This window comes from Streptomyces sp. NPDC043853 (assembly GCF_056436025.1).
This window is the reverse complement of record NZ_JBWKDJ010000001.1, coordinates 405,827-428,844: the sequence shown is the minus strand read 5'-3', so window position 1 is coordinate 428,844 and position 23,018 is coordinate 405,827. Positions and strand designations below refer to the sequence as shown.

Genomic DNA, 23,018 nt, shown 5'->3' with positions numbered 1-23,018 from the left:
GGCGACGGACCGGAGCGCGGAGCAGGCCGGCCGGAAGGCGCGCCCGGCCGATCCGTGGGGCGCCGTCACGGACCCGGTGGATCCCGCGGGGGAGGAGTGATGGCCCCCCTGTGGGACGCCCGGGGCCCGGCCGGCCGGCCTGCCGGGCCTTCCGGCGGAGCCGGTGCGGCGGCCGTGGTGGCCGGGGCCGGGCACACGGACGGCTCCATGGACTGCGGGACGGCGGGCGGCGGGCCGACGGGCGACGGGTCCCCGGACCCGGCCGCCGCACCGCTGCTCGTTGCCTGCGCGCTCGGCATCGAGCGCCTGGCGCTGGGGCGCGCCGACCGGGCGGGTGCGTCCGGTCCGGTGCGGGTCCTGCGTACCGGGATGGGGCCGCGTGCCGCCGAACAGGCCGTCACCCGTGCCCTGGCCGAACCGGGCATGGCCGGGGCGTTCGTCGTCGCCACCGGATTCTGCGCCGGGCTCGCCCCCGGCATGCACCCGGGCGACCTGGTGGTCGCCGAGGAGACCCGCGACCCGCGCGGCACCGTGCGCTGCGACGGCACGGCGCTGCTCGCCGGGGCACTGGCCCGGGCGGTCCCGGGCCGGACCGTGCACACCGGGGTGCTCACCGGTTCCGACCACGTCGTACGCGGACACGAACGCGCGGAGCTCCGGGCCACCGGAGCCGTCGCCGTGGACATGGAGTCGGCGGCCACCCTCTGGACGGCGGTGCACGGCCCGGTGGGCACGGCCCCCGGGTCCGCGGCGGCCGACCCGCCCGCCCCGGTCGACCCGCGCGGCCCCGCCCGCCCCGCCGGGAGGCCACCGGTCGCGGCCGTCCGGGTGATCGTGGACGCCCCCGAGCACGAGCTCGTACGTATCGGCACGGTACGCGGTGGAATATCGGCCTTCCGTGTTCTCCGTGCCGTACTGCCCGCTTTTTTCGACTGGCACCGTTCGTTGCTGCTCTCCAGGAGGTGAGCCAGATGGCCATGCCGCTGCGACAGTCCATCAGGGTCGGGACCTATCTCTTCGAACAGAAGCTCCGCAAGCGCGAGAAGTTCCCTCTCATCGTCGAACTGGAGCCCCTCTACGCCTGCAACCTGAAGTGCGAGGGCTGCGGCAAGATCCAGCACCCCGCCGGGGTGCTCAAGCAGCGCATGCCCGTCGCCCAGGCGGTCGGCGCGGTCCTGGAGTCCGGCGCGCCGATGGTGTCCATCGCCGGCGGCGAGCCGCTGATGCACCCGCAGATCCACGAGATCGTCCGCCAGCTGGTGGCCCGCCGGAAGTACGTCTTCCTGTGCACCAACGCCCTGCTGCTGCGCAAGAAGCTCGGGGACTTCACCCCCTCGCCGTACTTCGCCTTCGCCGTGCACATCGACGGCCTGCGGGAGCGGCACGACGAGTCGGTCGCCAAGGAAGGCGTCTTCGACGAGGCGGTGGCGGCCATCAAGGAGGCCAAGCGGCTCGGATTTCGGGTCACCACCAACTCGACCTTCTTCAACACCGACACCCCGCAGACCGTCATCGAGGTCCTCGACTACCTCAACGACGACCTCCGGGTCGACGAAATGATGATCTCGCCCGCCTATGCGTACGAAAAGGCGCCCGACCAGGAACACTTCCTCGGTGTCGAACAGACCCGCGATCTCTTCCGCAAGGCATTCGCCGGCGGCAACCGGCGGCGCTGGCGCCTCAACCACTCCCCGCTGTTCCTGGACTTCCTGGAGGGCAAGGCCGATTTCCCGTGCACGGCCTGGGCCATCCCGAATTACTCCCTCTTCGGCTGGCAGCGCCCCTGCTATCTGATGAGCGACGGCTACGTGCCGACGTACCGGGAACTCGTCGAGGACACCGACTGGGACGCGTACGGCCGCGGAAAGGACCCGCGCTGCGCGAATTGCATGGCGCACTGCGGATACGAGCCCACCGCGGTCCTCGCCACCATGGGATCCCTGAAGGAGTCCCTGCGGGCCGCCCGCGAGACCGTCTCGGGGAACCGGGACCAGCGGTGACCGGTCGGCCGGAGTTCGACCTCCGCGCCCTGCTGGCCGAGCGGGGCGCGGAACGGTACGAACTGCACGCGAGGCACCTCAACCACCAACTGCCGCGCATGCTGCACACCATCGGCTTCGACAAGGTCTACGAACGGGCCGAGGGCGCCCACTTCTGGGATGCGGAGGGCAACGACTACCTGGACATGCTGGCCGGGTTCGGGGTGATGGGCCTGGGCCGGCACCACCCCGTGGTCCGCCGCGCCCTGCACGACGTCCTGGACGCCCAGCTCGCCGACCTCACCCGGTTCGACTGCCAGCCGCTGCCGGGCCTGCTCGCCGAGAAACTGTTGTCGTACAGCCCGCACCTGGACCGGGTGTTCTTCGGGAACAGCGGGACGGAGGCGGTGGAGACCGCGCTGAAATTCGCCCGGTACGCCACCGGCCGCCCCCGGGTGCTCTACTGCGACCACGCCTTCCACGGGCTGACCACCGGCTCGCTCTCGGTCAACGGCGAAGGCGGCTTCCGGGACGGCTTCGCCCCGCTGCTGCCCGATACGAAGATCGCCCTGGGCGACCTGGCCGCGCTGGAGCGGGAGCTGCGCAAGGGCGACGTGGCGGCCTTCGTGGTGGAGCCGGTCCAGGGCAAAGGGGTGCACGCCGCCCCGCCCGGATTCCTGCCGGCCGCGCAGGAGCTGCTGCACCGGCACAAGGCCCTGCTCATTGCGGACGAGGTGCAGACCGGGCTCGGCCGCACCGGGGATTTCTATGCGTACCAGCACGAAAAGGGCGTGGAGCCGGACCTGGTGTGCGTGGCCAAGGCGCTTTCCGGGGGATACGTCCCGGTTGGGGCCACCCTCGGCCGGGAGTGGATCTTCCGGAAGGTCTACTCGTCCATGGACCGGGTGCTCGTGCACTCGGCCAGCTTCGGGTCCAACGCGCAGGCGATGGCGGCGGGCCTGGCGGTGCTCTCGGTCATGGAGGACGAGGGGATCGTGGCCCGCGCCCGGACGACGGGGGACCTGCTGCGGGGGCGCCTCGCGGCCATGGTGGACGAGTACGAGCTGCTGTACGAGGTCCGCGGGCGCGGCCTGATGGTCGGCATCGAGTTCGGACGTCCCTCCTCGCTCGGGCTGCGCAGCCGCTGGGCCATGCTGCAGGCCGCACGGAAGGGGCTGTTCGCCCAGATGGTGGTGGTTCCGCTGCTGCGGAAGCACCGGATCCTCACCCAGGTCTCCGGGGACCACCTGGAGGTCATCAAGCTCATTCCGCCGCTGATCGTGGACGAGCGGGACGTGGACCGCTTCGTGACGGCGTTCCGGGAGGTCATGGACGAGGCCCACGAGGGCGGCGGGCTGATGTGGGAGTTCGGCCGGACGCTGGTGAAGCAGGCCGTCGCCGACCGGTGACGACCTGCTCCGCCCGCGGGCGAGGGCGCGCCCGGGCCTGCCGGTGCGTCAGACCAGGAGCCGGGCGCGCAGGCTGCCGAGGGTCTCGGGCGTGAGTCCGAGGCCCTCCGCCAGGTAGCCGTCCACGCCGCCCCAGGTCTCGTCGATGGTGTCGAACGCGGCCGTGAGGTACTCGGCGCGGGCGTCGAACAGCGGCGCGAGGAGCTCCATCACCTCGGGCGAGCGGGCCTCGGGCGCGTCGCCGTTGCGGCGGATGCGGTAGCGGCGGTGGGGGGCGTTGGACTCCAGGTAGTCCGCCAGGATCGCCTCGCGTCCGACGCCCAGCGCGAGCAAGGTGACCGCGATGGAGACCCCGGCCCGGTCCTTGCCGGCGGCGCAGTGCATCAGGGCCGGCACGCCGTCCGCGGCGAGGGAGTGCACCACCCGGCTGTGCTCGGCGGTCCGGGTCAGGACCGTCTGCCGGTACGAGCGGGTCATGCGCGCCGCGGCCCGGCCCTCGCCGAGCAGCGCCCGCAGCTGCTCCAGGTCGCCGTCGCGGACCATCTTCCAGAACTCCTTGCCGTCCGCCGGGTCGGAGAGCGGAATATTGACATTCCGGACACCCGGCAGCTCGACGTCGGGACCCTCCAGCGCATGGTCCGCGGCGTTGCGGAAGTCGAAGATCGTGTGCAGTCCGAGCGATGCGAGAAACTCTGTATCGGTTTCGGTGGCATGTGCGAGATGTCCGCTTCGGAATAGAACTCCCGATCTGACCCTCCGTCCGTCCGGGGTCGACAAGCCGCCCACATCACGGAAGTTGCGCACTCCGGACAGTTCGGGCTCAGTGGACGAAGTGCCGGGTATCTGCTGGGTCACACGAACTCCTCCGCGTCGGTGGTGCCTCGTGAGCAGGATCATACGGTGACGTTGAGTGCCTGCTCGCGGAACTCGAATTCCCTGCCCCGTACGGGTGTTACGGAACCCGAAAGATCCCGAATGGACGCAGGGTGACCGCAATTCCATTGATCCATCACTTCGATGATTCCTTCACGGGAATTCGCGGCTTGTTCCATACGCCCGAACTGGATTACGGTCAGCCCCGATCCGGGTGGACCGCCGAATCCTGCCGCTACCCGGGAAACCGCAACCCGACCAATCACGTGTACGGCAGGAGCGGGGGAACCAGGTAAGCCGCCGTTTTTGGATCTTTGTCTCCGGACGGCTCGGGGTGAAGCCGTCTCCGACGGCCGGACATCTCCAGTCCGAACCCGACAGCTCACCTCGCAGGCAACGGAGAGGAATGCGCCATGCCCGGAAAGGGTAAGCACCGCCGCCCCAAGTCCAGCCCGATATCCCGCGGTTTCGTCGCGGCCGGCACCGGTGGCGCGGCCCTCGCGCTCCCGCTGCTCGGAGCCGCCTCCGGTGCCGCGAACGCGGTCGAGCTCCCCGCCGTGCGCGCCGCCGCCCTCCCCGCCGCCCTCCCCGCCGCCGCGCTTCCCGCGCAGGCTCCGGCCGCCGCCGTCCAGGCGGTGCCCGCCTCGCTGCGGCAGGCCCCCTCCGTCTACACCGTGGCGCCGGGCGACTGCCTGTCGCAGATCGCCCAGGATCGGGACATCCCGGGCGGATGGCCCAGCCTCTACGCCGACAACCGCGAGGCCGTCGGCTCCGATCCGAACCTGATCCACCCCGGTCTGCGGCTCACCCTGGACGGTGCGGACGCTGCGGGCGCCGGCCAGGCGGAGGCCCCGGCGGAGCAGCCGGCGGCCCCCGAGGCCGAGGCGCCCGAGCAGGAGGCCCCGGCCGTGCGGGAGGAGGCTCCGCAGGAGGAGGCCCCGCAGGCCGCCGCCCCGCAGACCTCCGTCCCCAAGTCCGCCGCCCCCAAGTCCGCCGCCCCGCAGCGGACCACGGCCGGCACCGCCTCCCGCAGCGAGCGCGAGGCGGCCCCGGCGAGCGCCGCCGGCTTCGTGGCCCCGGTCATCGCCGGCATCAACACCCCCTACAAGGCCAGCGGCAGCATGTGGGCCAGCGGTACCCACACCGGTGTCGACTTCGGTGCCACCTTCGGCACCAGCGTCAAGGCGGTCGGCGCGGGAACCGTGGTCTCGGCCGGCTGGGCCGGCTCGTACGGCAACGAGGTGATCATCCGGCACGCCGACGGTCACTACTCGCAGTACGGCCACATGTCGCAGCTGTCGGTCTCGGTCGGCCAGACCGTGACCGCCGGCCAGCAGGTCGGCCTGGTCGGTTCCACGGGCAACTCCACCGGCCCGCACCTGCACTTCGAGATCCGCACCACCTCGAGCTACGGCTCGGACATCGACCCGCTGGCCTACCTCCGGTCGAAGGGCGTCAGCGTCTGACCGGAGCGAATCCGGACATCTGAATAAAACCCAGTCAACCGAGGGCAAGCAGGTGCGATCGGGTGCAACCGAGGTGACTGGGGCAACTGACGGACCGTCCGTCCGTCAGGGGGCCGGGGCCGGGATTCCGAGGGGGATTCCCGGCCCCGGCCGCGCCCTTGGGCGAGCCTCCGGTCACGTGTCCGGTCGCGCGACCGGACGTATTCCACTGCACCGGGTGGTAAAGATCACTCCCCGTCAACCCTTGGCTACGGTCGCGTAGGTCACAGGTGTCGGGGAAAGATAAGGCAGTGTGGCAGGCGACGACTCGACGAACTCGACATTCCAGACCATTGGCTCGTACGCGGCGCTCGGCGACAGCTTCACCGAGGGTGTGGGGGACCCGGGACCGGGTGACACCTTCGTAGGCTGGGCCGACCGGTTCGCCGTACTTCTGGCCGACCGACGCGAAGAGCACGACTTCCGCTACGCCAACCTCGCCGTACGGGGGCGGCTGCTGGACCAGATCGTGGCCGAGCAGGTACCGCGGGCCAAGGAGCTCGCGCCCGACCTGGTCAGCTTCTGCGCCGGCGGCAACGACATCATCCGGCCGGGCAGCGACCCGGACGACGTGGCCGAACGGTTCGAGGCGGCCGTGGCCGACCTCACCTCCTCCGTCGGCCTGGTCATGATCACCACCGGTTTCGACACCCGCGGGGTGCCCGTGCTCCGGCACCTGAGGGGCAAGGTGGCGACGTACACCGCGCACGTCCGCGCCATCGCCGACCGGTACGGCTGCCCGGTGCTCGACCTCTGGTCGCTGAAGTCCGTACAGGACCGCCGCGCCTGGGACGACGACCGGCTCCACCTGTCCCCCGAGGGCCACACCCGGGTCGCGCTGCGCGCCGCCCAGGTGCTCGGCCTGGAGGTGCCGGCCGACCCCGACCAGCCGTGGCCGCCGCTCGCCCCGCGCGGCTCGGCGGAGGTCACCCGCGACAACATCCAGTGGGCGCGCGAGCACCTCGTGCCCTGGATCGGGCGGCGGCTGCGCGGGGAGTCCTCCGGGGACCATGTGGAGCCCAAGCGGCCCGACCTTCTGCCCCTGTGAACCCAGGGACGGGAGCTGTCGGCGGAATCCTCCGGGGTGGGTGTGCGTTGGGAAGGGCAGAGTACGTACGGAGAGAACGTACGGCCTCCCCGCTCCCACCCTGCTCACTGTCCCAGGAGGCGCCTTGACCGGCTCCCGTCCCCTGCGTCCGCGGCTGCGCGGAATGCGGCCCGAAGCCTTCGGCGCTGATCCGTCCGGCGAACGGCTGGAGCGGATCCGCCGCTCCCCGAACTTCGCCGACGGCGTCTTCCAGAACCCCATCGGGGCGCGGACCAGGCCCTCCGGCTCCACGCTGGAGTTCGCCAAGATCTACTTCCACCAGGAGAGCCGGATCCGGCGCATGCCCCGCGATCGGATCCCGGTCCACCCCACCACCCTGGCGGACCTGGCGAAACCGCCGGTCAGCGGGCTGCGGCTGACCTGGATGGGACACTCCAGCGTGCTCGCCGAGATCGACGGGCGGCGGGTGCTGTTCGACCCGGTCTGGGGGGAGCGCTGCTCACCCTTCCCGTTCGCCGGACCGAAACGGCTGCACCCCGTGCCCGTCCCGCAGGCCGCGCTGGGGCCGGTGGACGCCGTGGTGATCTCCCACGACCACTACGACCACCTGGACCTGCCGACGATCAAGCAGCTGGCCGGCACCGACACGGTCTTCGCGGTGCCCCTCGGGGTGGGTGCCCACCTGGAGCACTGGGGGGTTTCCCCGGACCGGATCCGCGAGCTCGACTGGAACGAGACCACCAAGATCGCCGGACTGTCGCTCACCGCGACCCCCGCCCGGCACTTCTGCGGACGCGGCCTGCGCAACCAGCAGCACACCCTGTGGGCCTCCTGGGTGGTCGCGGGTGACGAGCACCGCATCTACCACAGCGGGGACACCGGCTACTTCCCCGGCTTCAAGGACATCGGCGCCGAGCACGGCCCCTTCGACGCCACCATGATCCAGATCGGCGCGTACAGCGAGTACTGGCCGGACATCCACATGACCCCGGAGGAGGGCGTCCGGGCTCACCTTGACCTGCAAGGATCCAAGCCGCACGGGGTGATGCTCCCGATCCACTGGGGCACCTTCAACCTGGCCCTGCACGCCTGGGCGGAGCCGGGGGAGTGGACGGTCGAGGCCGCAGAGCTGGCCGGCCAGCCGGTCGCCCTCCCGCGTCCCGGCGAGCCCTTCGAGCCTGCGGGCAAGCTGCCGGTGGATCCCTGGTGGCGTCCGATCTCCCATCCGATCGCTCACCCGTGGCGTCGCCCGAGGACCGTGGATCTCCCGCCGAGCGAATCCCGCTCCGGTGACCTCGACCTCGCCGGCGAGCGGTGACAGCCGACGAGGAGCTGGAGCAGATCGCCCTCCTGTGGGGCAGGCTGACCTACGAGGAACGCGAGCGGGCCGTCCTGGCGATGGGACGGCCCTGCACGCGCTGAGCCGTGGGAGCGTTCCCCGCCCCCACGCCCGGACGGCACGCCCCCCCTTGCTGCCGTCTCTCGCCGGTCTGGAGACCGGCAGGGGCGAGGCCGCCTGCCATACCGCACTGCCCGGGCGTCAGGACACGCACAGGCAGAACTCGTTGCCCTCCGGATCCCGCCATACCTGCCAGAGGTCCTCGTGGAGCTCACCGACCGGTTCGCCGCCCAGAGCCCGGGCCCGCGCCGAGGCTTGGGTGAAGTCGTCCACCACCAGATCGAGGTGGACGCGGTTCTTCGAATTCTTCGCCTCCGGTGCGCGCTGAAGTGCCAGACCGGGGCCGAGACTTATCCAGTCGTCCTTGCGGCGGGTGCCTCCAGTCCCAGTAGGCCGCTCCAGAAGCGGGCGAGCACGTCGAGGTCGCAGACGTCGATCACGATGCCGCTGATACGGATGGTCACGGCCCAAACCTACGAGATGACTCCTGCAAAGACCCCAGGGGTGTCTGCGGCGGCATCGAAGGCCGCGCAGGCGCTGTACCAGGCCGTGATCGGCGCTGCGGGCCCGCGGCGACCGGGTTGCCCGGGTTCGACCTCGCCCCGACGAGAGGCTCACGTGGAGCTGATCGAGGTGGCTGATGAGAGCGAGGCCGCCCGGCTGGGCATGTACGGATCGCCGACGATCCTGATCGACGGCACCGACCCGTTCGCCCCGCCCGGGGCGGTACCGAGCCTGTCGTGCCGCCTCTACCGGGATGCCGACGGCACCGCGTCCGGCGTCCCGGATACGGCCGCCTTGCGCCAGGCCCTGGACACGGCCGCCATGCCTGGGCAAGAAGCCGGGACGTCGGAGTGCTGCACCCCGCAGCCGCCGGACGCCCTGGACGTCGTCGGCCGGGCCGGACGCGGGCGCCGTGCCGGTGCCGAGCGCGGCCTGCGCGCGATGCACCAGCAGATCCTGCGTCACTTCGCCGCCACCGGGACGGCACCGGACGCGCAGACGCTCGGGCCGACAGCGGCCGGGGCCGGGCGGAGCGTCGCCGAGGTGCTTGCCGAGCTGGCCGAGGAGGACTTCCTCACCCTGGACGCGGCCGGGAACATCCGTGCCGCCTACCCCTTCTCCGCCGCCCCTACCCGCCACAGGGTCCGCCTCGAGACCGGGGTGGAGGTGTGGTCGATGTGCGCCATCGACGCGCTGGGCATCCCCGCCATGCTCGGCCAGGGCGCGGTGATCTCCTCCACCGACCCGGTGAGCGGCACTCCCGTCACAGTCACCTCGACCACCGGCACCACCCGGTGGGAACCGGCGAGCGCGGTGGTCTTCGTCGGGCAGCGCCCCGGAGGCGGGCCCGCCGCTGCGGCGTGCTGCGACGCACTGAACTTCTTCACGGGCCCCGAGAACGCCCGCACCTGGACGAGCCGGCACCCGGACGTAACCGGCAGCGTCGTGGACCAGCTGACCGCCGAGCGCCTCGGCCGGCAGACCTTCGGTCCCCTCCTCGCGCCTTGAACGCCACGGCGGCCCTGTACGCAGACCCTGGACGCGGACCTGTCCGAACCGGCCGGTCCTGAGCCCGCGTTGACCGGGGCGAAGACGCTGTTCCTGCTGCTGTCCGGCGACTTGCACGCGGCCGGGGCCCGTCCGGCCGGCATCATCGGGGCAGCCTCTGACGCCGGTGTCCGCCGGGTCGTCCTCCTCTCCACGCAGGGCGTGGCGACCAGGCCCTTCGGCCCGACGCGGATCGCGATGGGCCAACTGGAGGACACACTGCGGGAGTCCGGCCTGGAGCGGGTCAGCCTCCGGCCTGGCGGCTTCGCCTCGAACGCCCTGTGGTGGGCCGAGTCCATCCGCGCGCGGCGGGTCGTCGCCGCACCCTTCGGTGACGTCGGGGTGCCGATCGTCGACCCGGCGGACATCGCCGAGGTCGCGGCCGCCTGCCTGCTCGATGACCGGCACACCGGCTCGGTGTACGAGGTGACGGGCCCGGAGGTGATCACGCCGCGGGGGCAGGCGGAGGCCATCGCCGCCGCGCTGGGCACACCCGTACGGTTCCACGAGCTCACCCGCGCCGAGGCCAAGGCCGCCATGGCCCAGCGCATGCCGGCGGAACTCGCCGAGGACACCCTGGACATCCTCGGCGCCCCGAGCCCGGCCGAACTGCGCGTCAGCCCGGACGTCGAGCGGGTCCTCGGCCGCGCCCCGCGCCCGTTCGCCGACTGGACCGCCCGCAACATTGCCGCGTTCCGCACCAGGTCCTCGGCATCGGGGCGCAGCTGAGCGGCAGCACGACGCCGTCGTGCTCGCCGACCGCATGCATGCGCTCCATGGACGACGACGTTCGGCGAACGGCCGGCTGGCCCGAGCCCGATCTGCTGATCCAGTACCTGAAGGGCCGGAGTCCGCCCGGCCTTCGCCAGGAGCGTCAGCGCGCTGCACATACCGCCCACTCCGCCCGTCGCCCGATGGCGAAGCCCACCTGCTGACCGCGGGCCCGGCGTGGTGCACGCTGGGCCCGCGGAGAACGGCTACGAGGGTGACGGGCCGAGGTCAGTGGCTGTGGGACGTGTGGCCGTCCTGTGCCGGATCGGCGGGTGCCTTGGCCGGAGGGGCCTGCTTGACGGGAGCCTGGTCCGGCTTCGCGGGCGTCCCGGTCGTGGAGCCGTGGTCGTGGCTGTGGCCGTCGGAGCCGATGGTGCCGGCGAGGGCGGTCATGCCCAGCCAGGTGAGGACCGAGATGACCACGACGACGGCCGCGAACGGGCTGACGAGGTGCCGCCAGCGGCCCTTGGAGTCCTTGGCTACGAACGCGACGTACGACATGAGCAGGCCGAGGGGGGTCATCCAGGCGCTGCGCTCGGGGAACTGCTCGAAGTGCTGGATGCCGCCGCCGACCATGCCGACGCCGAAGGACAGCAGCAGGGAGAACGCGACCAACGAGAGTGCCTGGCTCAGCGCCGGACGCTCGTCGGCCAGCACGAACTCGTTGACGAGGGTCCCGAGGAGGAACACGAAGGCGCCGACGACGCAGATGATCGCGTACAGCGACGGATTGATCGGGTAGTGGACGACGGCGCCGGCGATGAGGGCGGCGCCCAGGAAGTAGAGCATCTGGCCGCTGTAGCGAGCCGGGAGCGACTTCTTGTCGAAGGTGGGGCGGCGATGTTCCGAGGCGGGAGGCTGGACGGACTCGGGCTTGAGTGCGGTGGTCACGCGGGGTGGGGCCTTTCGGATCTTGGTGGGTGAGAGCAGGCGGAAGCCGCGCCGGCACCGGTGGTGCGGCGTCATGCTGGTTCAGCTCTCAGCAGCGCAGGATCGAAAGTAGGTGGAGGCACGGTGGGTCGCCGGTGCGGCTGATCCAGGGGTGCGTGCGCTCTGCGCGGAGCCCGAGGACGCGGTTGGAGAGCCCGCGCCTGCGGGCGAACGTGAACAGCGCAGCGACGATGCACAGCAGCGCCAGGCAGCTCTCTCCGACTCCGCCGTGGTGGCAGGGGGATTCGCCGTCCGGGCTGTCCGCCGTCCTGGTGGCGTTCCCGGGAGCGACGTCGGAGTGAGCGTGCTGAGCCGTCTCCCCCGCGTCGACGAGCGGGAACGCGGCGGCGTGCCCGCTGTGGGCCGGCTGCTGTGAGGCCAGGACGTGCATCGCGAACAGGGCAAGCACCATCGCGAGGAGCGTTGCCCGCAGCAACGCTCCCGTGTGATGGCCGCGACGGACCTTGCCTGAGATCACACTTCCCGACCGTACGAAGGCTTGGTGGCGGGAATGCCAACAGGGGCGTCCCACCCGGACGGGGAGGAAGATAGCACCGGGTCGGGACACGTCTGATCGGCGTCCACAGCGTGGGCTGCACCGTGCCGGCGGCCCCATGACTCGGAGCCGGGGCGCGGTCGTCTTGGAGTTCGGCGGCGCAACGAGCAGTCGCCCTGTCGGGGTCCAGATCCGTTGGCGGGGTGTGGGCGCCGCTGTGGAGGGCGGCGCCCGCACGGGTTCAGCCGACGCGCAGGGTCATCACGGCGGTGTGGAGCTTTCCTCCGGTCTGGAACTGCAGGAACAGCCGCCACTTGCCCGTGGTGGGCAGTTCGGCGTGGAAGGTGAGGTCCGGCCCGCCGTTGCCGCCGGTGACCTCGGTGGTGGGGTGGAGGTGGGCGAACGCCTGGTCGCCTTCGTGGAAGGCGGTCAGGTGGGCGTAGGTGCCCAGGTAGTGCTGGAGGTCGGTGACGGGCTTGCCGTCCTTGCTGGCCGAGACGGTCAGGGGCCCGGCCACGCCGGCCCTGGGCCGGCCCTTGACGGTGATGGTGTAGCCGTCGGCCTCGGTGGCGGTGGCCGGTGCCGGCAGCGGGGTGGGGGTGGCGTCGCCGGGCACGGTCACGGTGCGCGAGAGCGGGACCGGCCACCCTCGGTGCCGCCCCGACGGGGGGCAGTTCCCGAAACGGCCCGGCAGTCCGCGGACGATCCCGGCTGGGGGCGCGGATGGGCCGGCCGGCCGGGGGCCGGTGGGTCAAGGGGCGGCGGAAACGGGCGAGATCTGCCGCAGGAGGACGAGCATGTCCGGAGCGACCCACTGCTCGGGGCCGTCGAAGCCGGTGCGTGCGGAGTTCGACGGAACTTCGTAACCATGGAGGGAGGCCGAGTGGTCTCGAGGCCGGCCGGACGAGGGCTGCCCGGCCTTCAATCCGGCGGAGAGGCCGGGGAGAAGCATGGCTTCCTCAGACCACCGAGAGCAGGTCCACCACGAACACGAGCGTGGAACCCGCCGGGATCAACGGCGAGGGGGAATGCTTGCCGTAGCCGAGGCGCGGAGGAACGGTGATCTCGCGGCGACCGCCGACCTTCATCCCCCTGAGTCCTCGGTCCAGGCCCTTGATGGCCTTGCCGCCGCCCACGGCGAACTTGAACGGCTCGCCCCGGTCCCAGGAGGCGTCGAACTCCATTCCGGACCCGAAGGTGACCCCGACGTAGTGAATCCGCACGACCCTGCCCGGCTTCGCCTCGGGCCCGTCCCCGAGGACGAGGTCGCGGACGGTCAGCTCCTGGGGAGCATCACCCCCCGGAAGTTCGATCTTGGGCTTCGTCGGTTCACTCATCGCAGCCTCATACTCTCCACCGAAATCCCTCGCGCAGACCAGCCGGGCGCATGGTCACTGCCGGCAGTAGATGATCACGCTACCGAGAACGCCGATCGACCCGAGTACATCAAACCCCACGGAGCACTGTGCGGCGTGTGCAGGACCATCGACGGCGGACTGCTCGACCACGGTCACCCACAGCGGTCCGGACACTCGCCACGGCTTTCTGATCCTCCACCCAGAGTGCCGCAGGGGCACCCGCGCCCGGCGGGTGCCGGAGCCGACGCGCGCCGGAGCCGGCACACGCCGGTGGGCGCCGGGTGCGTACGGCCGCGTGCCCAAGGTGGCGCCATGGGTGACGGGGACGGTGGTCGAGCCGGGAGCGGGTCCGGCGTCGTCGGGGTTCCGGACCCGCGGTTCGCCGCCGCGCGCCTCAAGGAACGGGCGTACGCGACGATCACCATGATCTCCGCGGCGCTCGGCCTCTCCGCCGCCGAGCACGCCGACACCGCCGCCACCCCCGGTGCCGCCGCCGCGGTGCTGACCGCCGCCGTCGGGCTGTGGCTCGCGGCCCTCGTCGCCGACCGGCAGGCCCAGCGGGTCGTCCACGGGCGGCTCGCCACCGGCCGGGAACTGGGCGCATGCTGTCGATCGGCAGCCCGCTGCCGCTGTCCGCCGCCGGCCCGCTGATCCTGATCGGCGCCGCCGCGCTCGGCGTGGTGGCGCTGCACACGGCCCTGCTCACGGCCGCCGGGGTGAGCGCCGCCGGAATGTTCCTCTGGGGCTGGATCGGGGGCATCCGGATGGGCCGGGGCCCTCGTCGCCCTGATCGCCGGCGTACTCGACGTGGTGATAGGGCCGGCCGTCGCCCTGGTCAAGGCGGCCGCCGGTCACTGAAGGCCCGTGATCGGCGAAGATGAAGGCGTCACTGCGAAGATGAGGACGCCGTCACGCCGTCACGCCGTCCCCGACCGTGAGGAGCAGCCGCGCCGATGCCCGTTTCCGGCCCCGGCCCCAAGCCGCCGACGATCGCCGACGTCGCCCGTGTCGCCGGCGTGTCGCGCACGACCGTCTCGCACGCCCTCAACGGGCTGGGCAAGGTCGACCCGCGGACGCGCGAGCGCATCAAGCAGGTGGCGGCCGAGCTCGGTTACCGGCCCAATCTGCGGGCGCAGCGGCTGCGGCGCGGCCAGGCCAAGGCCATCGCGCTGGCCTCTTCCATGCCGTTCGCGGTGGCCGGCGGGGCGTCCCGGCTCGGGTTCTACATGGAGATCGCCGCCGCTGCCGCCGAGAGCGCCCTGCTGCACGAATACGCGCTCGTGCTCGTGCCGCCCGTGCGGTCCGGTTCGGGGCTGCATTCCGTGGACATCGACGGCGCCATCCTCGTCGAGCCCGACGTGGCCGACGCGGCGGCGGCCTCCCTGCGGGAGCGCGGGCTGCCGTACGTGGCGCTCGGCAGGCCCGTGGCGCCCGCCGAGGCGGCACCCTACGTCGACCTGCGCGGCGGGCCCGTGGCCGAACTCCTCCTGCGCCACCTGCACGAGCAGGGCGCGCGGAGGCCCGCGCTGATCATCGGGTCCGGCGCCCGGCACTCCTCGGTCGACGCGCGTGTCGCCTACGAGCGCCTCGCCGAGGAGCACGGCTGGGAGCCGGTCGTGGCGACCGCCCTGGAGGAGGGCGGTGAGCAGGCCGGGTACGACTGCTGCGCGGCCCTGCTCGCCGAACACCCCGGCGTCGACGCCGTGTGCGCGCTGGTGGACGCCTTCGCGGTGGGCGCCGTCGCGGCGATCCGGGACAGCGGCCGCACGGTACCGGACGACGTCCTGGTCGCCACCCGCTACGACGGGCTGCGGGCCCGGACGTGCGAGCCGCCGCTCACGGCCGTCGACCTCCACCTCGACCGGGCGGCCTCCGACGCGGTGGAGCTGCTGCTGGGACGGCTGCGCGGCGACGTGGACACCGCGGCGGTGGCCACGCCGCCCGAGCCCCGGCTGGTCGTGCGCGCCTCGTCGTTGCGGGTCAGATCCCGAGGATGAGGCCCAGACCGGAGACCAGCGCGAAGCCGAGCACGAACAGCCGCATCCGGCGCGCGTCCACCCGGTGGTGCACCAGACGGCTCGCCCAGGCGCCGGCGGCGATGGCCGGCAGCAGCAGGGCCGCCCAGCCCAGGTCCTCCGGCCGGCCCTCTCCCGTCGCGAACAGCAGCAGGAGTGAGGCGACCTCGCCGACGAGGAAGCAGACGGCCACGGTCGCGCGCAGCTCGGCCGGCGGCCGGTGCTGGTAGACCAGGGCGAGCGGCGGGCCGCCCACGCCGGTCGCGGTCTCCGTCAGCCCCGTCACCGCGCCCGCGCCGAGGTAGGCGGCGCGGCCGGGGGCGAACGCGGGCGCGGCGAGGCTCACGACCGCCGCGAGGACGGTGGCGGCGCCGGTGAACAGGCCGATCGCCCGGTCCGGGATCAGCAGGAGCAGCGCCAGCCCGCCGGGGGTGGCGGCGAGCCGGGCGCCGGTGATCCAGCCGGCCCCGCGCAGGTCGATGGAGGCCCGTTCGCGCCAGGCCACGTACAGGTTGAGCGGGATCATCGAGGCCAGGACGAACACCGGGAGCAGGCCGGGATCGAGGATCCCGGCCACGGGGGCGACGATCAGCGCGAAGCCGAGCCCGCTGCTGCCCTGCACGAACGCGGCGGTGGTCACCGTGACGGCGAGGACGGCCAGGGTCTCTGCGGTCATCGCGCTCCGCTCCGCTCGCGCGCGGCCGTGGAGGTGGGGTGCACGCGGGTGATTCCTGCCCCGGCCACGGCCGCGCGGGCCAGGCCGGCCGCCCGCCGGACCAGTGCCGGGCCGTCCCACCGCGTGGGCAGCCCCCGCCACAGGCGGAGCCGGCCGGCGACGAACACGGCGGTGATCTGGTCGCGGTTGCCGCGCCGTACCAGCTCCCACGGCAGGTCCCAGGAGAGCGCGAGTTCCGGGCCCGAGACGTCCACGAGGAGGAAGTCGGCGGCCAGGCCCTCGGTGACGGCGCCGGTCAGCGTGCCGAGACCGAGGGCCTCGGCGCCGCCCCGGGTGGCGCGGCCCAGCCAGGTCCACCCGGCGCCGCAGGAGGAGTCCCCGGTGGCCAGACCGTAGGCGAGCCGCTGGGCGAACTCGGCCGCCTCGGCGAGCCGGAAACCGTCGCCGCGGGTGCCGTCGGTGCCCAGCCCGAAGCGGATCCCGCGCTCGGCCATGGTGCCGGCGGGGGCCACGGCGTTGCCCTTCCACGCGCTGGCGACGGGGTTGTAGCCGACGGCGGTCCCGGTGTCGGCGAGCAGGGTGAGCTCGCGGGGGGTGAGCAGGGTGGCGTGGGCGGCGACCAGCTGCGGGCCGAGGGCGCCGACCCGGTGCAGGTATTCGAGCGGGCGCAGGCCGTGCCGGAGCAGGGAGCGTTCGACGCCGGCCAGGTGCTCGTTGACGTGGATCTGAACGGTGGCCCCGGCCTCCGCGGCCAGCCGCGCGGTGTGCGCCAGGGTCCGGGCGCCGGCCGACTCGGGCGTCGGGATCGCGAGGGAGGGGTGGACGAGCGGGTCGCCCGCGTACCGGGCGAGGTGCTGTTCCGCGGACGCGAGGACGGCGGGGTTCTCGTCCTTGTCCTCGTCCCCGTCCGCGGCGTCGGTGCAGACCTTGCCGAGCACGCAGCGGATCCCGGCGTCGCGGGCGGCGGAGGCGACCACCTCGACGTCCACGTGCGCGCGGGTGCCGGCGTCGGCCACGGTGGTGAATCCGCCCCGCAGGGATTCGAGAGCCGCCAGTTTGGCCGCGACGTAGGCCGATTCCTCGTCCAGGGCGCCCTCCAGCGGTTCCCACACCCGGCGGAAGATCTCCGAGGGCTCACCGAAGGCGAGGGCGGCGCCGAAGCTCTGCGTCAGGTGGTGGTGGGTGTCGACGAAGCCGGGCATCAGGAGGTGGCCGGGCAGCCGCACCGGGTCGAGGCCGGGGTGCGTGCGCGCGATGGCCTCGGCGGGGCCCACGGCGCCGAACGTGCCGCCGGTGACGACCACGGCGTGCCCGTCGGCGGGCCCTTCGGGCAGCAGGACGGTGTCCGGGACGAGGAGGAGCGGGCCGGGGCCGTCCACGAGGTCGGGGGTGAGCTGGTTCATCGGCTGCTTTCCGTCCGGGGGCCGGCCGCGAAGCGGGCGGCGATACCGGGCCTGACGTGGTGGAAGAGGATGTTCAGGACCGCCGCGACGAACGCGCCGACGGCCACGCCGCTTTCCAGGAGGATGCGGAGGTTCGGCGCGAAGCCGGAGTACACGCCGGGGATGAGGATGGGCAGCAGGCCGAGGGCCAGGGCGACGGCGCTGATGAACGTGTTCGTGTGCTTGTCGAGGTCCGAGCGGCCGAGCATCTGCACCCCGAGCACGGTGATCACGGCGAAGACGACCATGGCGGTGCCTCCGATGACCGCGGACGGGATGACGCTGATGGCTCGGGCCACGGGGGCGAGGAAGCCGATGAGGATGAGGACCACCCCGGCCGCGGCGGTGACGAAGCGGCTGCGGACGCCGGTGACACGCACGATCCCGATGTTCTCGCCGCTCGTCACCATCAGCGGCAGCCCGAAGAAGCCGCCGAAGAGGGAGGTGAGCGCGTCGCCCCGGATGGTCTTGGGGACGTCGGTGCGCTGGTCGATCGTCTTGCCCACGGCCTGGGCGTTGATGACGGTCTGGCCGGTGGCCTCCGCCATGGAGGCGAGGCTGTAGAGCATCAGCGGCACGGCGGCGAGCAGGTTGAACTCGGGCGAGCCGAAGGGCATCGGCTGGGGCACGTTCAGCAGACCGCCCTCGGTGATGCCGGCCGCGTCGATGGTGCCGAGGACAGCGGCCAGGGCGGTGCCCGCGAGCAGGCCGAGCATCACGGCGAGCTGCCGCAGGACACCCGCGAAGAGAAGGTAGAAGACGACGGTGAAGCCGATCGTGGCCATGCCGAGCATGAGGTTCGTCGGGTCGGCGAAGCCGGGTTGGCCGGGACGCCCGGTGACCAGGACGGCGCCGACCTTCACGAGGTTGACGCCCACGATGACGATCATCGTTCCGATGACGAGGGACGGGAAGAAGGCGAGCAGACGCGAGAAGACGGGCAGGACGACGAAGTAGAAGGCGGCGGTGAGGATCACCGCTCCGGTGGCCGTGCGCAGTCCGTGCTGCTCGGCGATGGCGATGAAGAGGATGAGCGGCGCGCCGCCCGGCAGCATCACGAACGGCAGCCGGGGGCCGAACTTCCAGGGCCCCAGCGACTGGACGAGCGATCCGATGCCGGACAGGACGAAGGCCGCGGAGAGCAGTTTGACCGTCAGGGCGGGGTCGAGGCGGAGGGTGGCGCTCATCAGGAAGATCGCGGAGATGGGGGTGGCGGCCATGACGAGCACGTGCTGGATGCCGAAGAGGAGGATCCGGCCGCGGGGCCGGGACTCGTCGACGGGGTGGACGGGTTCGTCCGCCGGTGAGGGATCGGCACCGGCAAGGGTCTGACGCTGAGTGAACACGCAGGAGCTCCGTTCGGCGTAGGCACCTTCGGATTTCAGCCACGATCAGGCCCTGGACGGAGAGCCAAATCGATTTGGCCAAATCGATTTGGCCGCCAGTATGTGAGGGCCGGTGACCTGCGTCAAGGGGCTGTACGTGCGCTACTGCCGTATCGGTGGGCTGCGATGCGCGGTCTGGCCGAAATGGGGGCGTCGGGTGATCCGTTGACCCACCGGGCCGGTGACGCCTCGCCAACAGACCCGCCACACCTGCGAACCCGCTGGTCACGGCTCCGCGGATGCGGGGTGCGGGCCGGACCGCGATCCTGGGAGCGAATTCCGACCCGGCACAAAGGAGGACGGCGATGTCTGTGCTGGACAAGCTCAAGGCGATGCTGAAGGGCCACGAGGATCAGGCCGGTCAGGGCATCGACAAGGCCGGCGACTTCGTGGACGAGAAGACCCAGGGCAAGTACAGCAGCCAGGTCGACATGGCCCAGGAGAAGCTCAAGCAGCAGCTGGGATCCGAGCAGGGGCAGGAGCGTCCGCCCGAGCGGTGACGCGGTGACGGTGGTGGTGGCGGACCGAGGTCGATCCGCCCCCACACCGTCGTTCCGCTCACGCCCGCGGCGGTGTGCCGCGGGCGTGAGCGACCCTGGGCCGAACTCCTCTCAGCGCCAGGCCGGGTGGCCTTCCGAGGACCCGTCGGCGGTGAGGGCGCGGGCGTCGGTGCCGTCCGCCCGGACCGCCCAGACCACCGGCTTCTCGTACGGGCCGCGCACGAAGGCCAGCCAGGTGCCGTCCGGGGACCAGGACGGGTCCATCTCGTGGTCGCGCGTCGCCACCAGGGGCCGGTCGCCGGTGCCGTCGGTGCGGATCAGGTGGATGTCTCCCTGAGGCGTCGCGTTGACTTCCTGCGCGGTCACGCTCGCGGTGTACGCGAAGCTGAGGCCGTCCGGTGACCACACCGCGTCCAAGGCCGGGTGGGGCAGCCGGGTGACCTGCTGAGGCGGGACGCCCGGAAGGACCGGATCCACCGTATGGATCTGGAAGTTGCCGTTCCCGAGGTCCACGGAAACGGCGATCCGCTTGCCGTCGGGGGACCAGGCGGGATCCTCCACCTGGCCCTTGCCCGAGGTCAGCTGCACTGCCTTGCCGTCGGCGACGTCCACCCGCCACAGCTGCTGTACGCCGTTGACACTGCGGAGGACGGCGAGGTACTTGCCGTCCGGGGACCAGGACACCCGGCCACCCGCGATGGACGTGATCCGCCGCTTCTCCGAACCGTCGGCCGCGGCGACCCACACGGACGAGCCGGTCCCGTCGGTCCGGGTGAAAGCGAACGAGAGCCGGTTCGGAGCCCACTGGGGGAGCATGTCGCAGGTGCCGCCGGTGATCAGTGCCGCCGGAGGCGTGCCCGCCGGGCCCCGGGTGGCGATGTCTCCCTTGCAGTCCTGCGGCCAGCCGGGGCCGGTGTCCCGCCGGATCAGCAGCGGCTCGGTCGGGAAGGCCGCCGGAACGGGGCTGGTGCTGGGGCCGGGGCTGGAGCCGCCCCTCGACTCGCCCTTGCCGTCGGGGGAGTCGGACGACCACGGCTGCCACAGCACGAGGCCCAGGACCGACAGCGCGAGGGCCGCTGCCACCACCGCGGCCGGGGTACGGCGGCGGCGCGCGGGTTCCGCCGGTACGGGGCTCTCGGCGGTACCGGGGAGCGGTGTCCCCGGGAGCGGCGTACCCGGGCGCGGAATGACCGGGCGCGGAGTGCCCGGGACCGGCGGTGATGTCACGGTCGGGCTGTCCGGGGGGCCTGCCTCCGGCCGGGCCGGGGTGGGGAGCACGGGCGTGACCGACGGGCCGGGTGCGCCCTCCGGCGTGACGGGACGGCGGGGCGCGGGGCGGGACGGCACGGCGGCGGACCTGGGACCCGGCGACGGCGTAGTGGCCGGAGAGGGGGACGGCGACGAGGACGACAGCGGTGTCGTCGCTGAGGACGAGGACGAGGACGAGGACGAGGACGAGGGAGGGGACGAGGACGGGGACGGGGACGGAGGCCGTGACGATGCCGGGTCCGCTTCGGTCACCGGCGTCGGCGCGGGGTCGACCACCGGGGCCGGTGCGGTGACGGGGGCGGGCGCCGAGGACCGTCCGGGATCCACCGCCCGGGCCGGTACGGCCGGTACGGCGGCCTCGGCGGGTCCGGCCGCCTCCGGCGCGGGCGCGGGGTCGGCCGCAGCGCCGGACACCGGGAACGGGGCGAGCCCCGGTACGAGGTCGTGCCGGGGCAGCAGGGCCGTCGCCGCCTCCGGCAGCCAGCCGTCCCGCTCCGGGTGGCGGACCGTCAGCCGGAGGAGGAAGTCCCCCGGGGAGGGACGGCCCGCCGGGTCCTTGGACAGGCACTCGGTGACCAGCTCGCGCAGCTCGTCCGGGACGGCCGACAGGTCCGGCTCCTCGTAGACCACCTTGAAGTGCCGGGCGGCCGAGGGCCCGTCCCCGAAGGGCGACCCGCCCGCCGCCTGAACGAGCACCACCCCGAGGGCGAACATGTCCACCGCGGGAGTGATCGTGCCCCCGGTGAGCTGCTCGGGGGCGAGGAAGCCCGGGGTGCCGACCTGGTAGCCGGTCTGCGTCAGCGCCGTACCGTCCAGTGCCCGCGCGATCCCGAAGTCGATGACCCGCGGCCCGTCCTCCGCGATGATGATGTTCGCGGGCTTGAAGTCGCGGTGGATGACGCCGGCCCGGTGGATCGCCTCCAGCGCCTCGACGAGACCGGCGGCCAGTACCGTCAACGTGTCCACCGGGAGGGCCCGGACCCGGGCCAGGACGGTGGCCAGCGTCGGCCCGGGCACGAAGGCGGTCACCAGCCAGGCCGGATCCGCGTCGGGGTCGGCGTCGACGACCGGGGCGGTGTGGAAACCGCCCACCAGCCGGGCGGCGGCCACCTCGTCGGCGAAACGGCGCCGGAAGCCGGGTTCGGTGCTCAGCTCGGGGCGTACGACCTTCACCGCCACGGCCCGCCCGGACGGCGAGCGGCCCAGGAAGACCACGCCCATGCCGCCCTGGCCGAGCCGGTGCGTCAGCTGGTAGCGGCCGTTGCCCACCGAGGCGGGATCACCCGGTTCCAGCGGCTTCATCAACGCGCACCCCCCGTTCAACAGCACCAACAGCGGGTGCCGGCACCCCCTGCCGGTCGCGCCGCCCGGCAGTGTAGCCCGCCGGGCCGCGGTGCATCAGTCTCGAGTCAGAGGCCGGGGGCCATGTCGTACGTGACCCACATCGTCCGGGTGGAAACCCGGTCGTACTTCGCCCGCGCCCGGTGGTTGTCGTCGGCGGTGATCCAGCGCACCACGCTCCAGCCGCGCTCGGCCGCGATCCCGCGCAGGGCGCCGAGCAGCAGGTCGGCGGCGCCCGATCCACGGCGGTCCGGGGCCACGAACAGGTCGTCGAGGAAGCAGCCGACGGTCGCCGACAGCGGCCGCGCGAACGGCCGGTAGTGCGCCAGTCCGATGAGCCGTCCGTCGGTGTCCTCGGCGACCAGGGCGTTGACCTCGTGGCCGGGGTCGCCCACCCAGGACCAGACGAGCGCGGCGGCCTCCTCGGTCTGCTCCACCGCGTAGAAGTCGGCGTAACCGCGATAGAGGGCGCGCCACTGCGCGAAGTCCTCGGGACGTGCGGCACGGACCTGGATCTGGGACATGGCGTGTCTACTCCGGCTCGAAGGGAAGGGTGCTGCCCGGGTGCCCGCTGGGAAGGGCCGCTGGGAAACGGCCGTGGGGAGGAGGACCGGCGCCCCGGTCCCGATCATCCGGCAACGCGGCGGGTGCGGGCAGTGGCCGGGGTGTCGAAAGGCGGGCGGCGGGGACACCGCGATGGACAGGTGCACGGCGAGCCGGGTACGGGAGGGGGCGGACGGGGCGGGCCGGGTACGGGAGGGGAGGGGAGGGGAGGGCCGGGTACGCGAGGGGAGTGGCGGGCCGGGCCGGGCACGTAGGCGAGGGGCGGGCCGGGCACGAGAGACACGGTGATCCGGGGACACGGTGATCCGGGGACCCGGGGGTGGGGCGAGCAGGGCACGCGGGGTCGCCGGGCGTCGTGCGCGCCGGGGCGCCGGACGCGGGTCCGGCGCCCCGGCGCATGCGCTCCCGGCGCAATCGGGCTCCCGTACGAGCGCTCCTTCGAGAGCGGGAAGCACCCCGGTGAACTTCCCCAACTGGCCGTCCCGGGCGGGATCGTGCGGTCTAGCG

General features: G+C 72.8%; 21 protein-coding genes, 1 pseudogene and 1 riboswitch. Of the genes and pseudogenes, 11 read left to right on the top strand and 11 right to left on the bottom strand.

Annotated features, from left to right (window positions below; genetic code table 11):
* Nucleotides 1-207: 207 nt before the first annotated feature.
* From AC067U_RS01785 to AC067U_RS01775, 3 genes are read left to right on the top strand one after another with little or no spacing between them, the layout of a single operon-like run.
* A complete protein-coding gene (locus tag AC067U_RS01785) occupies nt 208-966 on the top strand; it encodes a phosphorylase family protein (RefSeq protein WP_478828256.1) in 759 nt (252 codons plus the stop codon).
* A gap of 5 nt (nt 967-971) precedes the next feature.
* Nucleotides 972-2,000, top strand: a complete 1,029-nt coding sequence (gene hpnH / locus AC067U_RS01780) for an adenosyl-hopene transferase HpnH (RefSeq protein WP_478827608.1) — start codon at nt 972-974, stop codon at nt 1,998-2,000.
* Nucleotides 1,997-3,388 (top strand): aspartate aminotransferase family protein, encoded by a 1,392-nt coding sequence (locus AC067U_RS01775; RefSeq protein ID WP_478827607.1) that lies wholly within the window; start codon nt 1,997-1,999, stop codon nt 3,386-3,388. Before hpnH ends, AC067U_RS01775 begins: the two co-directional genes overlap by 4 nt.
* Before the next feature lie 48 nt (nt 3,389-3,436).
* On the opposite strand, the gene AC067U_RS01770 is transcribed toward AC067U_RS01775, so the two are convergent.
* Nucleotides 3,437-4,243, bottom strand: coding sequence for a tyrosine-protein phosphatase (locus tag AC067U_RS01770; protein WP_478827606.1), 807 nt, complete (start codon nt 4,241-4,243; stop codon nt 3,437-3,439).
* Between the two features lie 263 nt (nt 4,244-4,506).
* Nucleotides 4,507-4,670, top strand: a riboswitch (cyclic di-AMP (ydaO/yuaA leader).
* Between the two features lie 4 nt (nt 4,671-4,674).
* On the opposite strand from AC067U_RS01770, the gene AC067U_RS01765 reads away from it, so the two are divergent.
* From AC067U_RS01765 to AC067U_RS01755, 3 genes are all read left to right on the top strand, one after another.
* Nucleotides 4,675-5,727, top strand: coding sequence for a M23 family metallopeptidase (locus tag AC067U_RS01765; protein ID WP_478827605.1), 1,053 nt, complete (start codon nt 4,675-4,677; stop codon nt 5,725-5,727).
* A gap of 292 nt (nt 5,728-6,019) precedes the next feature.
* On the top strand, nt 6,020-6,814 hold the full coding sequence (locus tag AC067U_RS01760; protein WP_478827604.1) for an SGNH/GDSL hydrolase family protein: 795 nt from the start codon (nt 6,020-6,022) through the stop codon (nt 6,812-6,814).
* Nucleotides 6,815-6,977: 163 nt separating this feature from the next.
* Entirely contained in the window at nt 6,978-8,132 is a 1,155-nt protein-coding gene (locus tag AC067U_RS01755) for an MBL fold metallo-hydrolase (RefSeq protein WP_478828255.1), read from the top strand.
* A 222-nt stretch (nt 8,133-8,354) separates the two neighbouring features.
* Here the strand turns inward: AC067U_RS01755 and AC067U_RS01750 are convergent, their stop codons facing one another.
* Nucleotides 8,355-8,549 carry a VOC family protein gene (locus AC067U_RS01750; protein ID WP_478828254.1) on the bottom strand — a complete coding sequence of 65 codons (195 nt, stop codon included), beginning with the start codon at nt 8,547-8,549 and terminating at the stop codon, nt 8,355-8,357.
* Between the two features lie 297 nt (nt 8,550-8,846).
* Here AC067U_RS01750 and AC067U_RS01745 point away from each other — a divergent pair, with 297 nt between their 5' ends.
* Together AC067U_RS01745 and AC067U_RS01740 are read left to right on the top strand one after the other, a co-directional pair.
* A complete protein-coding gene (locus AC067U_RS01745) occupies nt 8,847-9,725 on the top strand; it encodes an alkylmercury lyase family protein (protein WP_478827603.1) in 879 nt (292 codons plus the stop codon).
* A gap of 27 nt (nt 9,726-9,752) precedes the next feature.
* A pseudogene (locus AC067U_RS01740) lies at nt 9,753-10,493 on the top strand (NAD(P)H-binding protein); the annotation flags it as partial.
* Between the two features lie 270 nt (nt 10,494-10,763).
* Here AC067U_RS01740 and AC067U_RS01735 read toward each other — a convergent pair.
* From AC067U_RS01735 to AC067U_RS01720, 4 genes are all read right to left on the bottom strand, one after another.
* Nucleotides 10,764-11,426, bottom strand: coding sequence for a hypothetical protein (locus AC067U_RS01735; RefSeq protein WP_478827602.1), 663 nt, complete (start codon nt 11,424-11,426; stop codon nt 10,764-10,766).
* 88 nt (nt 11,427-11,514) lie between these two features.
* The gene (locus tag AC067U_RS01730; protein ID WP_478827601.1) at nt 11,515-11,877 is read right to left on the bottom strand and encodes a hypothetical protein; all 363 of its coding nucleotides are present in this window, start codon (nt 11,875-11,877) and stop codon (nt 11,515-11,517) included.
* A 325-nt stretch (nt 11,878-12,202) separates the two neighbouring features.
* Entirely contained in the window at nt 12,203-12,583 is a 381-nt protein-coding gene (locus AC067U_RS01725) for a hypothetical protein (RefSeq protein ID WP_478827600.1), read from the bottom strand.
* A gap of 337 nt (nt 12,584-12,920) precedes the next feature.
* Complete coding sequence (locus AC067U_RS01720) at nt 12,921-13,298, bottom strand: FKBP-type peptidyl-prolyl cis-trans isomerase (protein WP_478827599.1); 378 nt, start codon at nt 13,296-13,298, stop codon at nt 12,921-12,923.
* A gap of 333 nt (nt 13,299-13,631) precedes the next feature.
* Here AC067U_RS01720 and AC067U_RS01715 point away from each other — a divergent pair, with 333 nt between their 5' ends.
* Both AC067U_RS01715 and AC067U_RS01710 read left to right on the top strand, forming a co-directional pair.
* Nucleotides 13,632-13,970, top strand: coding sequence for a hypothetical protein (locus AC067U_RS01715; protein WP_478827598.1), 339 nt, complete (start codon nt 13,632-13,634; stop codon nt 13,968-13,970).
* Nucleotides 13,971-14,272: 302 nt separating this feature from the next.
* Nucleotides 14,273-15,316 carry a LacI family DNA-binding transcriptional regulator gene (locus AC067U_RS01710; protein WP_478827597.1) on the top strand — a complete coding sequence of 348 codons (1,044 nt, stop codon included), beginning with the start codon at nt 14,273-14,275 and terminating at the stop codon, nt 15,314-15,316.
* Here AC067U_RS01710 and AC067U_RS01705 read toward each other — a convergent pair.
* The 3 genes from AC067U_RS01705 to AC067U_RS01695 are packed head-to-tail and all read right to left on the bottom strand — an operon-like array spanning nt 15,300 to nt 18,798.
* Nucleotides 15,300-16,010, bottom strand: coding sequence for a TSUP family transporter (locus AC067U_RS01705; RefSeq protein WP_478827596.1), 711 nt, complete (start codon nt 16,008-16,010; stop codon nt 15,300-15,302). The genes AC067U_RS01710 and AC067U_RS01705 overlap by 17 nt on opposite strands.
* Nucleotides 16,007-17,413 carry an amidohydrolase family protein gene (locus AC067U_RS01700; RefSeq protein ID WP_478827595.1) on the bottom strand — a complete coding sequence of 469 codons (1,407 nt, stop codon included), beginning with the start codon at nt 17,411-17,413 and terminating at the stop codon, nt 16,007-16,009. The genes AC067U_RS01705 and AC067U_RS01700 overlap by 4 nt, the downstream gene beginning before the upstream one ends.
* Nucleotides 17,410-18,798, bottom strand: a complete 1,389-nt coding sequence (locus AC067U_RS01695) for a uracil-xanthine permease family protein (protein WP_478827594.1) — start codon at nt 18,796-18,798, stop codon at nt 17,410-17,412. The genes AC067U_RS01700 and AC067U_RS01695 overlap by 4 nt, the downstream gene beginning before the upstream one ends.
* A gap of 344 nt (nt 18,799-19,142) precedes the next feature.
* Here AC067U_RS01695 and AC067U_RS01690 point away from each other — a divergent pair, with 344 nt between their 5' ends.
* Complete coding sequence (locus AC067U_RS01690) at nt 19,143-19,337, top strand: antitoxin (RefSeq protein ID WP_478827593.1); 195 nt, start codon at nt 19,143-19,145, stop codon at nt 19,335-19,337.
* Between the two features lie 111 nt (nt 19,338-19,448).
* Here AC067U_RS01690 and AC067U_RS01685 read toward each other — a convergent pair whose 3' ends face one another.
* Nucleotides 19,449-21,908, bottom strand: coding sequence for a protein kinase domain-containing protein (locus AC067U_RS01685; RefSeq protein WP_478827592.1), 2,460 nt, complete (start codon nt 21,906-21,908; stop codon nt 19,449-19,451).
* Between the two features lie 107 nt (nt 21,909-22,015).
* Entirely contained in the window at nt 22,016-22,471 is a 456-nt protein-coding gene (locus AC067U_RS01680; RefSeq protein WP_478827591.1) for an N-acetyltransferase family protein, read from the bottom strand.
* Nucleotides 22,472-23,018: the final 547 nt, after the last annotated feature.